Consider the following 15,897-nt stretch of genomic DNA (forward strand, 5'->3'; position numbering starts at 1 on the left):
CCCTGCGCTTTCCCGCCAGTCACAACGTAACGATCCCCCGCCACGGTCAATGGAATGTCGATCCGCGAGAACAGAACGCCGTCACCTCCCAACGTATCTGCAAGTCCACGAAGAGAGGCGAGAGAGAGAATTTGAGTCAGGAACGGGGCATTGTGCAACCGCCCGTCCGTCACAACAATGTTGAACCGAGACGGCGCTCCATCGCGCGCAAGCGTGCCATCTATGTCCAGCCTCCCTCCTTCGATGAAGTCGAGATCGAGAAATGCGCTGGTAATGAAGCCGGCATCGCTGCTGACAACTTTGATCGCCGTGCCCTCCGGAGACGAGCCATCCAAATCGATATTGAAGGCTGACCCGTCATCCGTGTTTCCGGTCGCTGAGAGCTTCTGCATTCCGTTCACTGTTGACCGCCACGTGACGTCTGCGTTTCGCACATAAAGGCCAGCGCCAAGGGTAAGTGTGTCGACGTCGGCCCTGACGCTCAGCGGCGTACCATTGCTGTCATTCGCGTCGCCCAGCGCACCGATGCCTGGTAATGCGCCCGACAGATCAAGATAGCTGCCGGTCAACGCAACTTGCAAATTGCCATTCGGACCTCGCGAAATCTGTCCGTTCACGTCTGCAGTGTCTGCGAGAAAGGCCCGCCTCAGATCCGCCGAGACCAAACGGGAATCTCCCCCCAGTGTAAACTTTCCATCCAGATAAGCTTCTTCGCTGGTAAAGAGTACGTCGGAGGAGAAGCCCTCTTCGGCGCGCTCATACAGGACGGTCACCTTCCCCTCCTTGCCTGCGGTCTTCACCCAGCCGATTTCGGACAGGTCGAGACGGGCATTGGTCAGATCCATTACAACGTTTGCAACCGACACATCCTCACCTTCAACGGTCGCCTGAACTTCTGTGGGTACTTCGCCAGTCAAGTACGCCCTCCCCGGAAGGCCGAACCGATTCAACACATCCGGCGTGATAACCGCTTGTGCCGACAGCGCCGACGGAGCCTCACCATCCTTGAAACCGTCGCGCCAACTGAACTGGACAGGTGACGGGCCAAGATCACCCAAGCCGGTAATGGTCATACCATCTTGGTCAACCTTGATGTCAGCCGTAGCGTTTGCCAGATTCAGGCCGAGCGCGGCGCGCTTGAGGCCACCATTGGTCAGCCGACCGATTGCCGTGTAGCGAACCGCTTCGTCTGGGACATTATCGAGTGCCGGTCGGAACAACTCGAATGTCGCCTCGGCATCGCCACTTAAACGCTCCTCATCAAAGCCTAGATCGAGCCGGGATTCATTCAACGTCGTAATAACGTTTGCTGCAGGGCCGTGCCCCTTTGCAAATACGCGGAAATCTTCCCCTTTCGGATTGAAGGCTGGAAAGTCGATCAGGGCCTCGTCAATGTCCCAACCACCATAGTCGCCCTGGTCAACAGTTACCCTGAAACTGTTGCCCGTCAGGCGCCCCTTGCCGACGGCATTCCGGGCGGCGGGCAAGTCATCGAGAAACTTAACGTCCGCCGAGTTGATATCGAAGGTAAGGTTCAGGTCTTCATCCCTCAGATAACCTTCCGCGAAACTATCGCGTTGAAGCGTCATCTGCGCACGTAAATTGTCTACGTCCGTATTGCTGATCCGTTTGGCCGTAAAGGATCGCGCTCCCGTGCCCAGCGATACGGGCCAAAAGGCCAGCACGGTGTCCTTCGTGACTGTTCCCTCAGTTTCCAGCTCGATGGCTCCGATAATCGGAGATTCATTCTTCTCACGATCTGGGGTCATCGCGATATCAGTGATGAACTGGAACTGTGCGTCATTGGATACGAACGAAATCCGGGTGTCTTTTAAGCTGCGATCCGGAAAATTCACTTCTCCATCAGCGCGGAGATCGCGCAAACCAAGTGGCTCTGCAAAGGATGGTGTGAAGTCAAGCGTCGCAGCATTGCTTCGCAGTTTGAATGGGCGTGGTCCGGTCCCTTTCAGCGCGTTTTGCAGTGTTAAGTCTGCTGAACCAGCGAACGGGCCAAATCGTAGTGAATTCCCTGAGATGAGCAATTCATCGCCCGTCGCCGCATAGGTCATCTCGAGATCGAGATCCGTCACATTCATGCCGCTCTCACCGAACGGTAGTTTGCCCTCAGCAAGGTTGGCCTTCACCACAATCTTCTCGACGCCCGCTGCGCTGGACGTGTCAAACTCAACGGTAATGTCTGCTGGCACACCGGACAGGAATTCGCTGTCGGTACCCAGCCTCGCAGCAAGGTCCGCAAGAGACCATTGAGCGACGGCGAGAGAGGCTTGCATACGGCTGCCCAAATCGCTCGTATCAATGTCCAGCGCCAACCCAGCCGGCAAACCGGCCCCCACGCCACTGCCGGACATGGACAAATCTACTCCGTCTTCCGTGACGGAGAGCAGCCCTTTCGACTCCGTCAAGGTAAACAGAGGCGATCTGTCAGAAGCGAAGACGCGCATTTCAAAGTCCTCGTAGGACAAGCGCTCGAGACTGATGTCAGCCTTCTCTTCTTGTAGCACCACAAGAATTTGGGGAAGTACGGCGTTTATCCGTTCCAGCCATTCGCTCGGATTTTGTGGCATTTCACCGACCGGAATTTCAGGCAGTGGATCGCCCGCGATGTGCCAAATGCCATCGTCAGCTTGAGCAACATTGATCCAGCCATCGACCAGGTCGAGCCCAAGGACCTCCACATCACCCATTACGAGCGCGGAGCTGGACAGCACGATGCGGGCACGCTCGGCCTCCGCAGCCACATTACCTTCACTATCCAGCATCTTGATGTCATTTCCGGTGACAAGAACGCGCTTGTCTTCCGACGACCATTCCAGAAACACATCGCCGACAGTTACCGGTCTGCCATTGCGCGAATTGGTCAGGCCCTGCTCGATATCGTCTCGGAACATCTCCAATTCGATCGGCCCACTGGACAAACGGAAGACGAGCAACCCCGCCAGAACCAGAACAACCAGGATAAGTCCGCCGAGTATTTCAAGAATTACAAGTGAGGCTCTCTGGCGGACCAAATCAGGGACTCCGAAAATCTACGTCTAAAAATTGCGTTCTATGGCGATATATGCACACCAAGCTGACCGCACCATAGGAGGAATACATGGCGAAAGTACTGCAAGACGGTGAAAAGGCTCCGGATTTCTCAATGCCCTCCACGACCGGGCAGATCAAACTCGAGGACTTCTCGGGCAGCTATCTGGTTCTTTACTTCTACCCCAAGGACGACACACCCGGTTGCACGAACGAAGCGAAAGACTTTTCAGCGTTGATCGACGCATTCGCAGACCGGAATGCCAAAGTCGTCGGCGTTTCGCGCGATCCGCTTTCCAAACACGAAAAGTTCTCGGCCAAGCACGACCTCAAAGTGATTCTTGCCAGCGATGAGTCGGGCGAAACCACGGAGGTGTACGGCACCTGGATCGAGAAAAACATGTATGGAAAGACCTATATGGGCATCGCCAGACAGACCTTTCTGATCGGACCGGACGGTTCAATCATTAAATCTTGGAAAAAAGTCCGGGTGAAAGGCCACGCAGAGGATGTGTTGAGCCACCTGCCGGACGGAACAAAAACGAGCCAGGACAAGGTTTAAGCCCCTAAAAACGAGTATTAACGAGAGATTTACCCTAATGGGGGAATATTTTCAGGAATTATGCTCGCAAGGGGTTCCGTCCCTTAGTGATTTCGGTATTTATATTTCTACGGGTTTGGGAACTTGCTGTAGGTGTGATTGCAGTAGGCGGTGTGTGATTCCAGTCGACGGGTGGCGTTAATGGCGAAATGGAGTGCGAACCTCAAGGCGACGTTCGATCGTGCATTTCCTGAACGACAAATATATCACCGGAGCGGCGGTACCGTCCGGTACATTTCCATTTCTCCATGGCAACAGGCAATTTGCGCCCTCGGCGCCACGGCACTTGCTGGATGGACAATTTTTCTGACCGGCACCTTCGCCCTTGGCGGCTCAACCGGCACGCTTACCGGCAGCTCCGATGATCGCGAACTCGCCAAGTATGAGCGCTGGGTTCAGGAGCTTCGCGCCAAGGATGCGCTGTCGCGTTCACTGCTGGAAGAGCGCACAGATGCCTTTCAGCGCGAAACGGCCGAATGGGAAGACCGCCAGAAAGCGCTCGAGGATTTGTTTGAGCAGCTGAAGGGCGATGAAACGCTCGATGTTTCGGCCCTTACAGGCGATGGCGCGGACCTGTTGGTTCAGGCGTCTATCGAAGAAGCCGACGACCGTCAGTCTCGTGACAGTTTCCGCATGACGGCCACACTCGACACGCGAGGCAATCGCGTCAGCGTCAAGAACCTAAAATACAATCAGGAACGCATGCTCGACGAGGCGGAAGACCTCGCCATTGAGCGGGCTGAACGCGCGCGCAGCGTGATCCAGCTGACCACGATTGGCAGCGACCGCATCATGGAAAGCGCAGAGATGGGCGGTCCGCTTGTCTCGATGGCAAACTTGACGGCTGGCGGCGAGACGCTGTCAGCGCAGGACGCCAGCTTCTACAACCGACTGACCGAGACCCAGGCTCGCGTCGCCGAGATGCAGTATTACGAACAGATTGTTGAAAGCCTGCCCCTTGGTGCCCCGGTTGGCGTGCCCTTCCGGTACACCAGCCCTTATGGCATTCGGGTAGATCCTTTCATCAAGAGACCGCGTTGGCATAACGGAATTGATGTCGCTGCCTATGGTGGGGCGCCGATCGTGGCGTCTGGGCCGGGCACCGTCAGCTTCGCAGGCGCACGGTCAGGGTATGGACGCGTGGTCGAAGTGGATCATGGATACGGCTTCAAGTCGCGCTATGGTCACCTCCGCTCGATTACTGTATCAAAGGGCGATACGGTCGAAGTGGGCGATCTCGTGGGGAAGATGGGCACGACCGGAAGAAGTACCGGATATCACCTTCACTTTGAGGTGTTTTTCAACGGTAAAGCATATGATCCAGTAAAGTTTTTGAAAGCAGGCCGTCATGTTCACGAAGAATAGCAAATCAAATGACACCCCTACCCCACCAGAACCCATGAAGACGGCGCCCGCGCAGGATGCGATCCGCGGCGCGTCTTCCAAGCCTGCCGCCCGTGCAGCTTCCATCATCTGCGCCGACATGAAGATCAATGGCTCGGTCTCTTCTGAAGGCGCCCTCCAAATCGACGGCACTGTCGATGGTGATGTCGCCGCGACAGACATTACGATTGGTGCCAGTGGCCACATAACCGGCGAAGTGAAAGCCGAAGTTGTACGCGTCAAAGGCCGCATCAAAGGCTCAATCCGAGCGCGTAAGGTTGAACTCGAAACCGGTGCCCACGTCAAAGGCGACATCGTTCATTCGTCGCTCCAGATCCAGTCGAACGCCGTATTCGAAGGTCAGGTCAAACATGCGGATGATCCGCTGAAGGACACCTCACCCAAAGCAGCGGCGGCCGCCAATGAATCCAAGCCTGTCGCGTCTTCCGGCCCATCGGCATACGGAATTTCGACGTCCGCTTCCTGATCATTTCAGAACCCAATTGAATAAAAAGGCCAGCTCGGTTGAGCTGGCCTTTTCCGTTTTATTTTCAGCTATCAACTATGACATTACGCGACGCACAATCGCGGTCGTCATCTTGGCACCTTCGACCACTACAGTGTCGCCGGTTCGTACCAATTCGCCCTCCACGGCTTCGGCACGCCACACGGTATCACCTATCCGAACCTGCCCGGTCCCGGAAATGAAGTCACCCATTGCAAGCCCTCGCTGGCCGACCAGGGAAGCCATGCGTCGATTGAGCGTCGGATGCTCAGGTAACGTTTTTCGAATCCCGGATAGCACCGTGCGTCCAAGGATGACCAGCACGGTTGCGGCCATGCCAAATACGATCATCTGACCCTGCCAGCCCGACAATGAATCTGGGGCAAAATAGGTGAAAGCGGCCGTCAGCCAGGCGGCTATGGAAACCATGAGCAGGTCGAATGTCCCGCTCATCATCTCGATCCCGAAAAGGATCAGCCCCAAGGCCAGCCAGTGCCAGAATGTGAGTTCAGAGAAGACTTGTTCCATTGGATTAATCTCCCTTATTGCCGGTCAGCCCCTTGATGCCCTCAAGTGTTCCGATGAGGCTCGAGAATTCAGCCGGGATGATAACCGTCCGCTGCTGATCCGACTCCGCCAGTTTTGCGAACGCTTCGACATAAGCCTGACCAAGGAAGTAGTTGACCGCATTGACGTCGCCCCGCGCAATTGCTTCGGACACCATCGCTGTGGCCTTGGCTTCGGCTTCAGCCTCGCGCTCGCGAGCTTCAGCATCGCGAAAGGCAGCCTCCCGGCGTCCCTCGGCTTCGAGGATTTGCGCCTGTTTCTGACCTTCGGCCTTCAGGATAGCCGACTGCTTATCGCCTTCAGCGGTCAGGATTTCCGCCCGCTTCAGGCGCTCGGCCTTCATCTGGCGCGCCATGGCTTCGGTAATATCGGCTGGCGGGCTCAGGTCGGCAATCTCAATTCGGGTGACCTTCACGCCCCACGGATTGGTCGCCGCATCGATAACAGTCAGAAGGCGCGCATTGATGTCATCCCGGTTGGACAGGACTTCATCAAGATCCATTGAGCCGACAACAGTACGGATATTGGTGAGGGAGAGGTTCGTGATGGCGTGGTTGAGGTTGTTGACCTCATATGCCGCCGCCACTGCATCAACCACCTGGATGAACACAACCGCATCGCACGACACCATTGCGTTGTCTTTGGTGATGACTTCCTGCTGCGGCACATCGAGGACGGTTTCCATCATGTTCATCTTCCGGCCCACCCGCTCCAGGAAGGGTGTGATGATCGACATGCCCGGATTGAGTGTGCGAGTGTAGCGTCCAAACCGCTCCACCGTGTAATTGTAGCCTTGAGGCACGAACTTGAACGCAGATGTCAGGCCAATCAGGCCTACGACGGCCACCAGAACGACCACAGCAAAAAACGGATCCATGTATTCCTCTCCTTCTGTTACTCAGAATTAATGTGGGAGAGGTTTTCCGTTTTTCAATAAATATTTGACGAAAAACGGCGCGCCCAGCCCCACCAGACGCGCCGTTCTTCTCATAAGTTACTTAAGAAACCTTGTCTGATTTAGAGCTGGTTCAGCATGTAGTCCGCGCTGGAAACCTTGAACTCGCCGCCGTCTTCCACGTTGAGTTCGGCAACCGCGCCATCCTTGACGATCATGGAATAACGCTGCGAACGCTGTCCCATACCAAAACCGCTTGCATCCATTTCCAGGCCAAGGGCCTTGGCAAAGGCGCCGTTACCGTCAGCCAGCATGCGCACGGTCTCTCCTGCACCGGCATCCTTACCCCAGGCGCCCATGACGAACACATCATTCACCGAGGTACAGACGATTTCGTCCACGCCCTTGGATTTCAAATCTCCGGACTTGTCGACGAAGCCCGGCAGGTGGCGTGCGGAACAGGTTGGGGTGTACGCGCCAGGTACCGCAAACAGGGCGATCGTCTTGCCGCCAAACACTTGTTCGGTTGTGCGAGGCTGTGGGCCGTCTGCCGTCATTTCCATGAATGTGGCTTCCGGAAGCTTGTCTCCGACTTTGATGCTCATCAGCTGGTCTCCTTGATGCTGTGTTGCCCAGATAGGACGCCAACGCCTCCACGACAAGCGCACCACACCTTGCCAAAGCGATACAATTCGCCCAGCATCATCCTCGAAAGGGTCACCAGATGGACGCCGACCTCACAGGCAAACTACTTATCGCCCTTCCCGGTATCGGCGATCCGCGTTTCGCGCGCTCGATTATTCTGGTCTGCGCCCACTCTCCCGAATTCGCCATGGGAATTGTACTCAACAAACCAATGGTCGGGCTGACGTTGCCGCAATTACTTGAACAGCTTGATGTCCCAGTGGAAATTGACGTTTCGGAAGATCTGGTGCTCGACGGAGGGCCGGTGAGCAGTGATCGCGGCTTTGTTCTTCACACTGATGACATCATCAGCGAGGGTGCTACGCTCGAGATCGACGGTACTTTCTGCATGACGGCAACCCGCGACATCCTGCACGCCATAGGAACTCGGGACGCGCCAAAGCGCTCCGTTCTCGCGCTGGGTTATTCAGGCTGGGGCGCTGGTCAGCTAGAATACGAGTTGGCCGAGAATGCCTGGTTGATTGGCGAACCCGATACGGAACTGGTATTCGGCGAAAGCCATGAGGCTAAATGGGAAGCCGCACTTGGCCATCTGGGTATAGACAGCGGTCGATTGCAGATACTGCCTGGAAACGCCTGATCAATTGATCAGAAAGGCGATCGCTGCGGCTTCCTCCATCGGACGCGCAAAAGCAAAGCCTTGAGCGTAGTCAAAGCCCAGACTGCGCAGCTTTGCTGCATCGTCCTTGTGTTCAACGCCTTCCGCCGTTGTGGTCATGTCCAGTCGCGCCGCCAGCAAGGTTAGCGTGCCCAGTATCGTGTCGGTGCGGTGCTGGCCCAGACGGCGCGTGAGCCCGTGGTCCACTTTCAGACTGTCAGCTGGAAAATCCGCCAACCAGGCGAAAGACGAATGACCCGTCCCAAAATCATCCAGCACCAATCCCGCCCCCACGGCCTTCAAGGCCATGACAGCCGCAAGCGCGTGGCTTTCGTCGCGGAGTGCAGCTTGTTCCGTCAATTCGATGCGGATTGCCTTCTCTGGCAAGTCGTATCCTTGCATCAGCGCCTCTACGAGCGCTGGTAGCGTGCTGCGCGACAAATCCCGTGCCGTCAGATTCACGTGCATGAAAAGATCGGATCTGCCGGAAGACTCCCGTAACTTTGAAAGCGTCTCGGCAGAGCGTATCAACATGTTGGACGCGAGGGCTTCATCCTCGTACCGGCTCGGTGGATTGCGAACTTCACCATCATCCCATCGGGCCAGCGCTTCAAAACCGGCAATATGCCCGCTGCCAAGTGAGATAATGGGCTGGAAAACTGGGTAGAGATCGGGACCGGGCTGCAAGTCAGACGGATCAATCTCCGCAAACTCGTTCCCGGCCAACAGCATGCCGTGCGCGTCTTCTTCACTGATGAAAGCGCCGACCAGATGAATATCGGCCCCGCTGGACAGTCTCAAATCGCAACGAACGGGTCCGTCAGATGTGCTGAATGCCTGCGCCAGTCGCCCTCGGCTGAGCCCCTCGAACATCTGCTCAATGGCATCGATAGACCATTGTCCGGCCAGATCAGAATGATCGCTACCCTTTGGTGCCTCGATCAGGAGATGCCTGCTGGCGGCATTCCAGTGCCAACTACCTTGAGGCTGGGTCGACTGATCTGACATCATCTCGTGCAACCTATCGCGAAGCACTGGGCCTGACGAGTGCGAAAAGGACATGGTCGCGGCGTACGCCCGCGATCTCGAGATATTCTTTAGCATGTCCTTCTTCCCGAAAGCCGTTTGTTTCCAAGACTTTGCGGGAACGCAGGTTTGATGCCAGAATTCCGGCCTCGACGCGATAAAGATGTAATTCCCGGAACGCCCAGTCGCAGACCGCGCCTACGCCTTCCTGCATCAGTCCCTGACCCTGATGATCCTGTCCAAGCCAGTAACCAAGACTGGCACTGTTGGCGGGCCAGCCACGGACATTGGTCAAGGATATTCCACCGACAAGCTTTCCGTCCTTCAATCGCCGGATCATGAACACGTAAGCGCGACCGGACTTCCACCCATTCTTCCAGGCTTGCAACCGACGCGCCCAATCTGCGCGGGAGTTTGCATCCTTTGGCCATGTCGGCTCCCAGGGTTGCAGATGCTTACGGCTACGCTTGCGCAAGCCGGACCAATCCTCAAAATCCTTCTTGCGCGCAGGCTCGATGACCAGGCGGGTTGAAACAATGACCGTGTCCTTGCGGTGCGCGGCCATGACCTAGTCGGCCAATCGTTCCACGCGCGAGCGCACAGCACCGAGGGTCGGCTCTACCCGTTCGAACACTTCTTCATTGGACATCACGCCTGTGGCAAAATCTGGCAATTTCGCCTCGCGCCCTGTCGCTTCAAGTACCGTTTCCGGGAACTTGGCGGGTGATGCCGTTGCAAGAACCACCGTGGCGACGTCCGAATTGGGTGCGAGGCGGGCGACGCGCGTACCGACGGCGGTGTGAGGACAGATCAGCCAGCCTGTATCGGATTCGAATTGGCGCATCTCTTCCATCGTGTCTGCATTGCTGACACTTTGCACACGAATGCCTGAACAGCCCAGTCGACCCGTTGCGGTCTCTGGCAACTCCGCTTCACCCGCCTGTTTGAACCGCTCATAGACGCTGCGCACCGCATCGCTGTCGCGACCCGACAGCTCGAACAGGATCCGCTCAAAATTGGACGGGATGGAGATATCCATGGCCGGGCTTGGCGTCGCCACAGTCGGTCGTTTGGACATGACGCCAGAATTGAACAACCGCATAAGCGCGTCGTTTTCGTTCACCGCGCAAACAATATCCAAGCCGCCCGGCAACAGTCCGCAACGCGCCGCTACGTATCCGGCCAGGGCGTCACCCATATTTCCACTTGGGACAACAAAGCGGATTTGCTGGCCTGCAAGGGCAGCTTGCGAAGTGGCATAGTATACCATCTGGGCTGCGATGCGCGCCCAGTTGATCGAGTTCACGCCCGACAGGCTGACGCGATCAACAAAATCGCGGTCTGCGAACAGCGATTTCACAATCGTCTGGCACTCGTCAAAGTCGGTATCAAGGGCGAGGTTGAGAACATTGCCCGCACCGGTTGTCGTCATGAACAGACGCTGGATGGGAGAGACACGTTCGAATGGGTGCAAGATCACGAGATCGGCATGCTTGGCACCCGCGAAGGCCGCCGCGGCTGCGCCGCCTGTATCTCCAGAGGTCGCGCACATGATCGTCATACGCCGTCCTGTTTTGCCGAGCACAAGATCATACAGCTGACCAATCAGCTGCATGGCGACATCCTTGAAGGCGAGGGTCGGGCCGTGATGCAGTTCCAGGAGCCAGCTGCTCGGACCTGACTGGGTCAGCGGTGTCACCGATTGGTGAGCAAAGGTGGCATAGGCGCGTTCGCACAGGCCCAGTACTTCTTCCTGCGTCAGCGTATCGCCCGCAAAGGCCGAAATGACCCGCGCGGCGACCTGGGAATAGGGTTCTCCGGGTTTGGCTGGCGCGATGGCAGGATAGGATTCGGGGATGTAGAGGCCACCATCCGGCGCCAGCCCCGCAAGGCATGCACCGATGAAATCAACGGGCTCTGACTGCCCCCGAGTGGAAATATACTTCATTCCCCGTTCCTTCTGCGAAACCGCAACCGGCCCTTTTGATAATGGAAGGCCAGATACACACCCAACAGCGCCATGGCGAGCCCCCACCATGTGATCGCGTATCCGAAATGCCGCTGTGGCGGCAGATCATCATCCATGCGCAATCGCGCAAACGGATTTGGCCCTGCCATTGCGCGACCATTTTCAATCAGCCGCAATGTCTGGGGCTCGAATGCTTCCGGCACCACGCGCTCGGCGACATCCGCCGGCAAAAGATCTGCGAGATCATCAATACTGTAGGCGTAGAAAACACCTGCCTCCGGCGCATCGGGGCTCGCGAAGGCATTGCGGCTGCCTGGGGTCTTGTAGATGCCACGCGCCGAGAAATTCAGATTGGTCCCGCATTCGGGCCCCTGACATGGCGTTGGTGGCTCCACCTGATAGAGAAGTTCGATGGTCGTAAAGATGACTCGTTCGCCTTCATCAATCGCCACTACGCGTCGCCATGACGATGCGCCGTCGGCATAGGCATAGACCATGGCTTCACTGCCCGGCACGACCCGACCGTCCAGGCTCACCCAGTTTGGCTCTGTTTCATCCAATGCCATCTTCGCGCTGAACCGACCATATTGCCAGTTCCCCAGCATGACGAGGATCGCAAGCGATACCACCGTAAACAGGGTCAAAACGGGATAGGGGCGAAAGCGCATGGGCGTGTCCGAAAGGTTTTGAAAAAAGGCCCGCCAGGCTGTGCGCCGGCGGGCCTGTTGATTACGCTACGATGGCCGGTGCCAGTCTATCCGCCATAGACAAGGAATGGCACGACATAGACGAAGGCGAACAGGAACAGCCAGACCACGTCAACGAAGTGCCAGTACCAAGCCGCAAATTCGAAGCCGAGATGCTTCTCTGCGCTCATGCCGCCCATCAACAGACGGATCAGGCAGATTGCGAGGAAGATCGTACCGATCACGACGTGCGCGCCGTGGAAACCGGTCGCCATGAAGAAGGCGGAGCCATAAAGCGTGCCGTCAAAGGTGAAAGCCGCGTGGCTGTACTCGTAAGCCTGCAGCATTGTGAACACCATGCCGAGCAGCACGGTGAAGACGAGGCCAAGCTTGGCACCGGCGCGGTCATTGTGCTGCAGCGCGTGGTGCGCCCAAGTGACTGTGGTGCCCGAAAGAAGCAGGATCAGCGTGTTGATCAGCGGCAGATGGAACGGGTCAAAGGTCTCGACGCCAACTGGCGGCCAGTCTGCAAAACGCGACAGGCCGTCTGCGTATAGCGCGTTGGCCGAATCCCATGTCTCACCGACGCGCGCACTTTCATAGATGGCGAACTCGAAGAAACTCCAGAACCAGCCGACAAAGAACATCACTTCAGACGCGATGAACAGGATCATGCCGTAACGCAGGCCAATCTGGACGACGGGCGTGTGATCGCCAATACCGCCTTCCTTGATGACTTCGCGCCACCAGCCGAACATTACCCATATGACCATCGCCAAGCCTACGGCCAGCAGCCACCAGGTTCCGGCTTCGAGGCCAAACAGGCCTTTCATATAGGTAACACCACCGAGTGCGGTAACGATTACCGCCAATGACCCCAGCAATGGCCAGGGAGACGGATTGACCAGATGGAAATCGTGTTTGACTTCGTCGTGAGCCATGGCCCTTTTGACCCCTCTAAAAAATCACATGAATCAGAGCGCTCTTTAGACCGCTCCGGCCTGTATGTGCAACTACATCAGCCGGCATTGGCTGAATTCGCCGCACCCTTCTGGGCGGCTTTTTTCTCGCCCGAATAGCTGGAACTGTCAAAAAACGTGTAGCTGAGCGTGATCGTCTCCAGGGATTTAGCTACCCGGTCCTCAAGCATGTCAGCAGAGACGAAATAGACGATCGGCAGTTTCTTTGTTTCGCCAGGTGCAACCACCCGTTCCTCAAAGCAGAAACACTCAAGCTTGTTAAAGTAGGGACCCGCATAGTGCGGCGTCACATTATAGCTCGCAATGACCCGGATTTCCTGATCAGTCGGGTTGGAAACCTCGTAAAAAGCGAGGCCATGTTGGCCGAGCTTCAAAGTCTGAGTTGTCTGGAGCGGATGGAAGGTCAGCGGCGTATCGGCGACATTGGCGTCAAAACGCACCATCACTTCCTGTTCGACCATCCTATCCGGTGCGGCCGTGGCAATACGTGTGGTGCCGCCAAATCCCGTCACTTTGCAAAACGTGTCGTAGAGTGGGTCCGCTGCGAAACCAAGCCCGAGCATGCCCGTGAAAACGCCCAGTGAAACAAGTGCAACCTTTGTGTTCGACAGCTTCATGGCTCGCCCTCTTCCGGCTGCGTTTCGTCGATCGGCGTCAGATTTGGGGGTGGTGCCGCCTGATCCGGCGTCATGCCCTCGGGCAGGTCATTGATGCGCTCACCCTTGTCATCGACAGAATAATAGAAACCACTCTGGCTCAAATCAGATGACGACAAGCGGATAAACGTGACAACGCCCACGAGAATCACAAAGCCTGCAAGCGCCAGTCCCAACCAGAGATTCCTGCTTTTGCGCGCCCGCAATTCCGCCTCTTGCGGCGTGTAGGCGTCGGTGAATTCACCGGCATATTTCTCTTTTTCGTCAGACAAATCAGGCCCCTCCTACAGGGAAGTGCAAACCTGCGGCATGCTCAACAATCAGCGCCGCAAAGACGAGGAACAGGTACAGGATGGAAAAGAAGAACATGCCGCGTGCGAGTTTCATGTCGGCAGCGCTAGCTCCAGCGTCGCCCGCCTTCGAGCGCCAAACACGGACTGCATAAGCCAGGAAGACGAGCCCCAGAGCCAACGTAACCAAGCCATAAATCCACCCGCCAAGACCGGTCGCAACCGGAAGTAATGCGATCGGCACGAGCAAGATCGTATAAAGCAGTATCTGGTTTCGCGTGGCTTTTGCCCCGTGCGTGACAGGCAACATGGGAACCCCCGCCTTCTCGTACTCACCATGTGCCAACAGGCTGAGCGCCCAGAAGTGCGGCGGCGTCCAGAAGAAGATAATCGCGAACAGTATCCACGCATCGACCGGTGTGTTGCCCGTGACCGCTGCCCATCCGATAACAGGCGGAAACGCGCCTGCACCACCACCAATGACGATGTTCTGAGGCGTCGAGCGCTTCAGCCACATCGTGTAGATGACGCCATAATAGAATATCGAGAATGCCAGGAGCGCAGCCGCCAACCAGTTGGAGGCCAGCCACATGAGCAGCACCGATACGCCGCTCATGATAAGACCCATTGCAAGGGCCTCTTCCTTCGGCACAGCGCCCGACGGAATCGGCCGTGTCGATGTGCGCGTCATGATCTGGTCGATATCAGCATCATACCACATATTGATGGCGCCAGCTGCGCCCGACCCGAGCGCGATGGCCAGTGTCGCAATCGCGGCCATGACAGGGTTTATCAAAACGCCGGTAACGCCGACTGCAGCGACGAGACCGGCAATTGCGGTGAACACAACCAGCATCATGATGCGCGGCTTCAGCAGCTGCACATAATCGCCTGCGGTGGCGTAGCGCTTGGGCGCCATGTCAGAAGTGGCGGACGGCTCGGTCATGCGTCTCCGGGGGCTCCTTGCCCGTCTTGGTGCGGCGGTAAATAGCTTCTCCCATGCATATGGCAAAGGCCAGCACTGAGATCAGCGTGACAAAATACCCGATCATCTGCAGTGTCTGATACCGGACAAACACGTCGCCATACTCCACATAGCGTTGCGGCATGCCCGCCTCCAGCGACAAGCCCGGCCAGATCAGCAGCGCCACACTGGCCGACCAGGCAACCCAATGGATCCCGCCCAGCACCCGGTTGTACCTCACGCCAACGATCGCCCTGAACCAGCGATACAGCGCCCAGAAGGCCACCGTGATGACCAGCAACGCGGCGAGAAAACGATTGCGCGCGGCATTGTAATAGGTGTCTTGATACAGGGCTGCGGAATCCATCACCTGGCCCAGGCCGGCGATCATCAGGGCGCCTGCCACCGACAGCACCAGGAAAAGCACCGAGACAGGGTCGCGCACAAATCTCCGGCGCGCCACCAGGAACAGGCTCGCCAGAAGCAGGCCGGCCAGAACCATCATCACTTCCGGTTGTCCCGCAATCCAGATGGCATGCTGGGCCCAGAGCGGCAGGGCCGCATCGGATGCTTCATTCATGATCGCCTCCGCTGATCATCGCACCGGGTCCTGACAGAGCCTCCACGAAAATGACCCCGCGACACGTCGCAGGGCCATCATTCAGGTCAGGCAGGGGCCAGTCTAGTGGCCGCCCTTGTTGGTGACATGCGGCAGCTCATTGAATTGGTGGAACGGTGGCGGCGAAGGCAACGTCCATTCCAGCGTCGTAGCGCCCTCGCCCCATGGATTGGCTTCACCCTTGCGGCGGCGGATCATGGCTTCGACGAGGCCGACGAAGAAGATCAGCGTCGCAACCAGCGTGATCGCGTAACCGATCGACGACCACATGTGCCAGGTGGCAAAGCCGTCAGCATAGTCGATGTAACGGCGCGGCATGCCCTGAAGGCCGAGGAAATGCTGCGGGAAGAACAGGACGTTCGATCCGATGAACATCAGCCAGAAGTGCAGGCCGCCGATCATGCCATT

18 protein-coding genes are annotated in these 15,897 nt (G+C 57.1%); 4 read left to right on the forward strand and 14 right to left on the reverse strand.

The window, feature by feature from the left end; genetic code table 11:
* Positions 1–3,029: DUF3971 domain-containing protein (locus tag B4F73_RS14635; protein ID WP_290483624.1), on the reverse strand; the 3,029-nt coding region annotated here is incomplete at its 3' end.
* 86 nt (positions 3,030–3,115) lie between these two features.
* Here B4F73_RS14635 and B4F73_RS14640 point away from each other — a divergent pair.
* The 3 genes from B4F73_RS14640 (at position 3,116) to B4F73_RS14650 (ending at position 5,516) form a co-directional block, all read left to right on the forward strand.
* A complete protein-coding gene (locus tag B4F73_RS14640) occupies positions 3,116–3,607 on the forward strand; it encodes a peroxiredoxin (RefSeq protein ID WP_290483625.1) in 492 nt (163 codons plus the stop codon).
* Between the two features lie 180 nt (positions 3,608–3,787).
* Entirely contained in the window at positions 3,788–5,011 is a 1,224-nt protein-coding gene (locus B4F73_RS14645) for a peptidoglycan DD-metalloendopeptidase family protein (protein WP_034815582.1), read from the forward strand.
* Complete coding sequence (locus B4F73_RS14650; protein ID WP_034815584.1) at positions 4,995–5,516, forward strand: bactofilin family protein; 522 nt, start codon at positions 4,995–4,997, stop codon at positions 5,514–5,516. The genes B4F73_RS14645 and B4F73_RS14650 overlap by 17 nt, the downstream gene beginning before the upstream one ends.
* Before the next feature lie 75 nt (positions 5,517–5,591).
* Here the strand turns inward: B4F73_RS14650 and B4F73_RS14655 are convergent, their stop codons facing one another.
* The 3 genes from B4F73_RS14655 to B4F73_RS14665 form a co-directional block, all read right to left on the reverse strand.
* On the reverse strand, positions 5,592–6,062 hold the full coding sequence (locus B4F73_RS14655) for an NfeD family protein (protein WP_290483626.1): 471 nt from the start codon (positions 6,060–6,062) through the stop codon (positions 5,592–5,594).
* A gap of 4 nt (positions 6,063–6,066) precedes the next feature.
* Positions 6,067–6,978: an SPFH domain-containing protein gene (locus B4F73_RS14660; RefSeq protein WP_034815589.1), complete on the reverse strand. Its 912-nt coding sequence runs from the start codon at positions 6,976–6,978 to the stop codon at positions 6,067–6,069.
* A 140-nt stretch (positions 6,979–7,118) separates the two neighbouring features.
* Positions 7,119–7,601 carry a peroxiredoxin gene (locus B4F73_RS14665; protein ID WP_034815591.1) on the reverse strand — a complete coding sequence of 161 codons (483 nt, stop codon included), beginning with the start codon at positions 7,599–7,601 and terminating at the stop codon, positions 7,119–7,121.
* A 119-nt stretch (positions 7,602–7,720) separates the two neighbouring features.
* On the opposite strand from B4F73_RS14665, the gene B4F73_RS14670 reads away from it, so the two are divergent.
* Positions 7,721–8,281: a YqgE/AlgH family protein gene (locus B4F73_RS14670; RefSeq protein WP_206990649.1), complete on the forward strand. Its 561-nt coding sequence runs from the start codon at positions 7,721–7,723 to the stop codon at positions 8,279–8,281.
* Here B4F73_RS14670 and B4F73_RS14675 read toward each other — a convergent pair whose 3' ends face one another.
* The 10 genes from B4F73_RS14675 to B4F73_RS14720 form a co-directional block, all read right to left on the reverse strand.
* Positions 8,282–9,310, reverse strand: a complete 1,029-nt coding sequence (locus B4F73_RS14675) for an EAL domain-containing protein (protein ID WP_206990650.1) — start codon at positions 9,308–9,310, stop codon at positions 8,282–8,284. It abuts the gene before it with no gap.
* 10 nt (positions 9,311–9,320) lie between these two features.
* Positions 9,321–9,890 (reverse strand): GNAT family N-acetyltransferase, encoded by a 570-nt coding sequence (locus B4F73_RS14680; RefSeq protein ID WP_206990651.1) that lies wholly within the window; start codon positions 9,888–9,890, stop codon positions 9,321–9,323.
* A 3-nt stretch (positions 9,891–9,893) separates the two neighbouring features.
* Positions 9,894–11,273 carry a threonine synthase gene (gene thrC, locus B4F73_RS14685; RefSeq protein ID WP_290479574.1) on the reverse strand — a complete coding sequence of 460 codons (1,380 nt, stop codon included), beginning with the start codon at positions 11,271–11,273 and terminating at the stop codon, positions 9,894–9,896.
* The gene (locus B4F73_RS14690; protein WP_206990653.1) at positions 11,270–11,962 is read right to left on the reverse strand and encodes an SURF1 family cytochrome oxidase biogenesis protein; all 693 of its coding nucleotides are present in this window, start codon (positions 11,960–11,962) and stop codon (positions 11,270–11,272) included. The genes thrC and B4F73_RS14690 overlap by 4 nt, the downstream gene beginning before the upstream one ends.
* Positions 11,963–12,048: 86 nt before the next feature.
* The gene (locus B4F73_RS14695) at positions 12,049–12,921 is read right to left on the reverse strand and encodes a cytochrome c oxidase subunit 3 (RefSeq protein WP_206990654.1); all 873 of its coding nucleotides are present in this window, start codon (positions 12,919–12,921) and stop codon (positions 12,049–12,051) included.
* Between the two features lie 77 nt (positions 12,922–12,998).
* Entirely contained in the window at positions 12,999–13,577 is a 579-nt protein-coding gene (locus B4F73_RS14700; RefSeq protein ID WP_290483627.1) for a cytochrome c oxidase assembly protein, read from the reverse strand.
* Positions 13,574–13,888, reverse strand: coding sequence for a hypothetical protein (locus tag B4F73_RS14705; protein ID WP_206990656.1), 315 nt, complete (start codon positions 13,886–13,888; stop codon positions 13,574–13,576). Before B4F73_RS14705 ends, B4F73_RS14700 begins: the two co-directional genes overlap by 4 nt.
* A 1-nt stretch (position 13,889) precedes the next feature.
* Positions 13,890–14,852, reverse strand: a complete 963-nt coding sequence (locus B4F73_RS14710) for a heme o synthase (RefSeq protein ID WP_290479576.1) — start codon at positions 14,850–14,852, stop codon at positions 13,890–13,892.
* A complete protein-coding gene (locus tag B4F73_RS14715; RefSeq protein ID WP_290483628.1) occupies positions 14,827–15,450 on the reverse strand; it encodes a hypothetical protein in 624 nt (207 codons plus the stop codon). Before B4F73_RS14715 ends, B4F73_RS14710 begins: the two co-directional genes overlap by 26 nt.
* 102 nt (positions 15,451–15,552) lie before the next feature.
* Positions 15,553–15,897 (reverse strand): cbb3-type cytochrome c oxidase subunit I (locus B4F73_RS14720; RefSeq protein WP_290483629.1); only part of this gene is annotated, 345 nt, incomplete at its 5' end.

Source organism: Hyphomonas sp. UBA3601 (assembly GCF_002375605.1).
Classification (GTDB): Bacteria; Pseudomonadota; Alphaproteobacteria; order Caulobacterales; family Hyphomonadaceae; genus Hyphomonas.

Excerpts from the sequence above, each read along its gene's own strand:
- thrC (WP_290479574.1), bottom strand. The coding sequence starts at position 11,273 with ATGAAGTATATTTCCACTCGGGGGCAGTCAGAGCCCGTTGATTTCATC.
- B4F73_RS14710 (WP_290479576.1), bottom strand. The coding sequence starts at position 14,852 with ATGACCGAGCCGTCCGCCACTTCTGACATGGCGCCCAAGCGCTACGCC.
- B4F73_RS14660 (WP_034815589.1), bottom strand. The coding sequence starts at position 6,978 with ATGGATCCGTTTTTTGCTGTGGTCGTTCTGGTGGCCGTCGTAGGCCTG.
- B4F73_RS14690 (WP_206990653.1), bottom strand. The coding sequence starts at position 11,962 with ATGCGCTTTCGCCCCTATCCCGTTTTGACCCTGTTTACGGTGGTATCG.
- B4F73_RS14695 (WP_206990654.1), bottom strand. The coding sequence starts at position 12,921 with ATGGCTCACGACGAAGTCAAACACGATTTCCATCTGGTCAATCCGTCT.
- B4F73_RS14655 (WP_290483626.1), bottom strand. The coding sequence starts at position 6,062 with ATGGAACAAGTCTTCTCTGAACTCACATTCTGGCACTGGCTGGCCTTG.
- B4F73_RS14675 (WP_206990650.1), bottom strand. The coding sequence starts at position 9,310 with ATGATGTCAGATCAGTCGACCCAGCCTCAAGGTAGTTGGCACTGGAAT.
- B4F73_RS14715 (WP_290483628.1), bottom strand. The coding sequence starts at position 15,450 with ATGAATGAAGCATCCGATGCGGCCCTGCCGCTCTGGGCCCAGCATGCC.
- B4F73_RS14680 (WP_206990651.1), bottom strand. The coding sequence starts at position 9,890 with ATGGCCGCGCACCGCAAGGACACGGTCATTGTTTCAACCCGCCTGGTC.
- B4F73_RS14650 (WP_034815584.1), top strand. The coding sequence starts at position 4,995 with ATGTTCACGAAGAATAGCAAATCAAATGACACCCCTACCCCACCAGAA.
- B4F73_RS14645 (WP_034815582.1), top strand. The coding sequence starts at position 3,788 with ATGGCGAAATGGAGTGCGAACCTCAAGGCGACGTTCGATCGTGCATTT.
- B4F73_RS14665 (WP_034815591.1), bottom strand. The coding sequence starts at position 7,601 with ATGAGCATCAAAGTCGGAGACAAGCTTCCGGAAGCCACATTCATGGAA.
- B4F73_RS14700 (WP_290483627.1), bottom strand. The coding sequence starts at position 13,577 with ATGAAGCTGTCGAACACAAAGGTTGCACTTGTTTCACTGGGCGTTTTC.
- B4F73_RS14670 (WP_206990649.1), top strand. The coding sequence starts at position 7,721 with ATGGACGCCGACCTCACAGGCAAACTACTTATCGCCCTTCCCGGTATC.
- B4F73_RS14640 (WP_290483625.1), top strand. The coding sequence starts at position 3,116 with ATGGCGAAAGTACTGCAAGACGGTGAAAAGGCTCCGGATTTCTCAATG.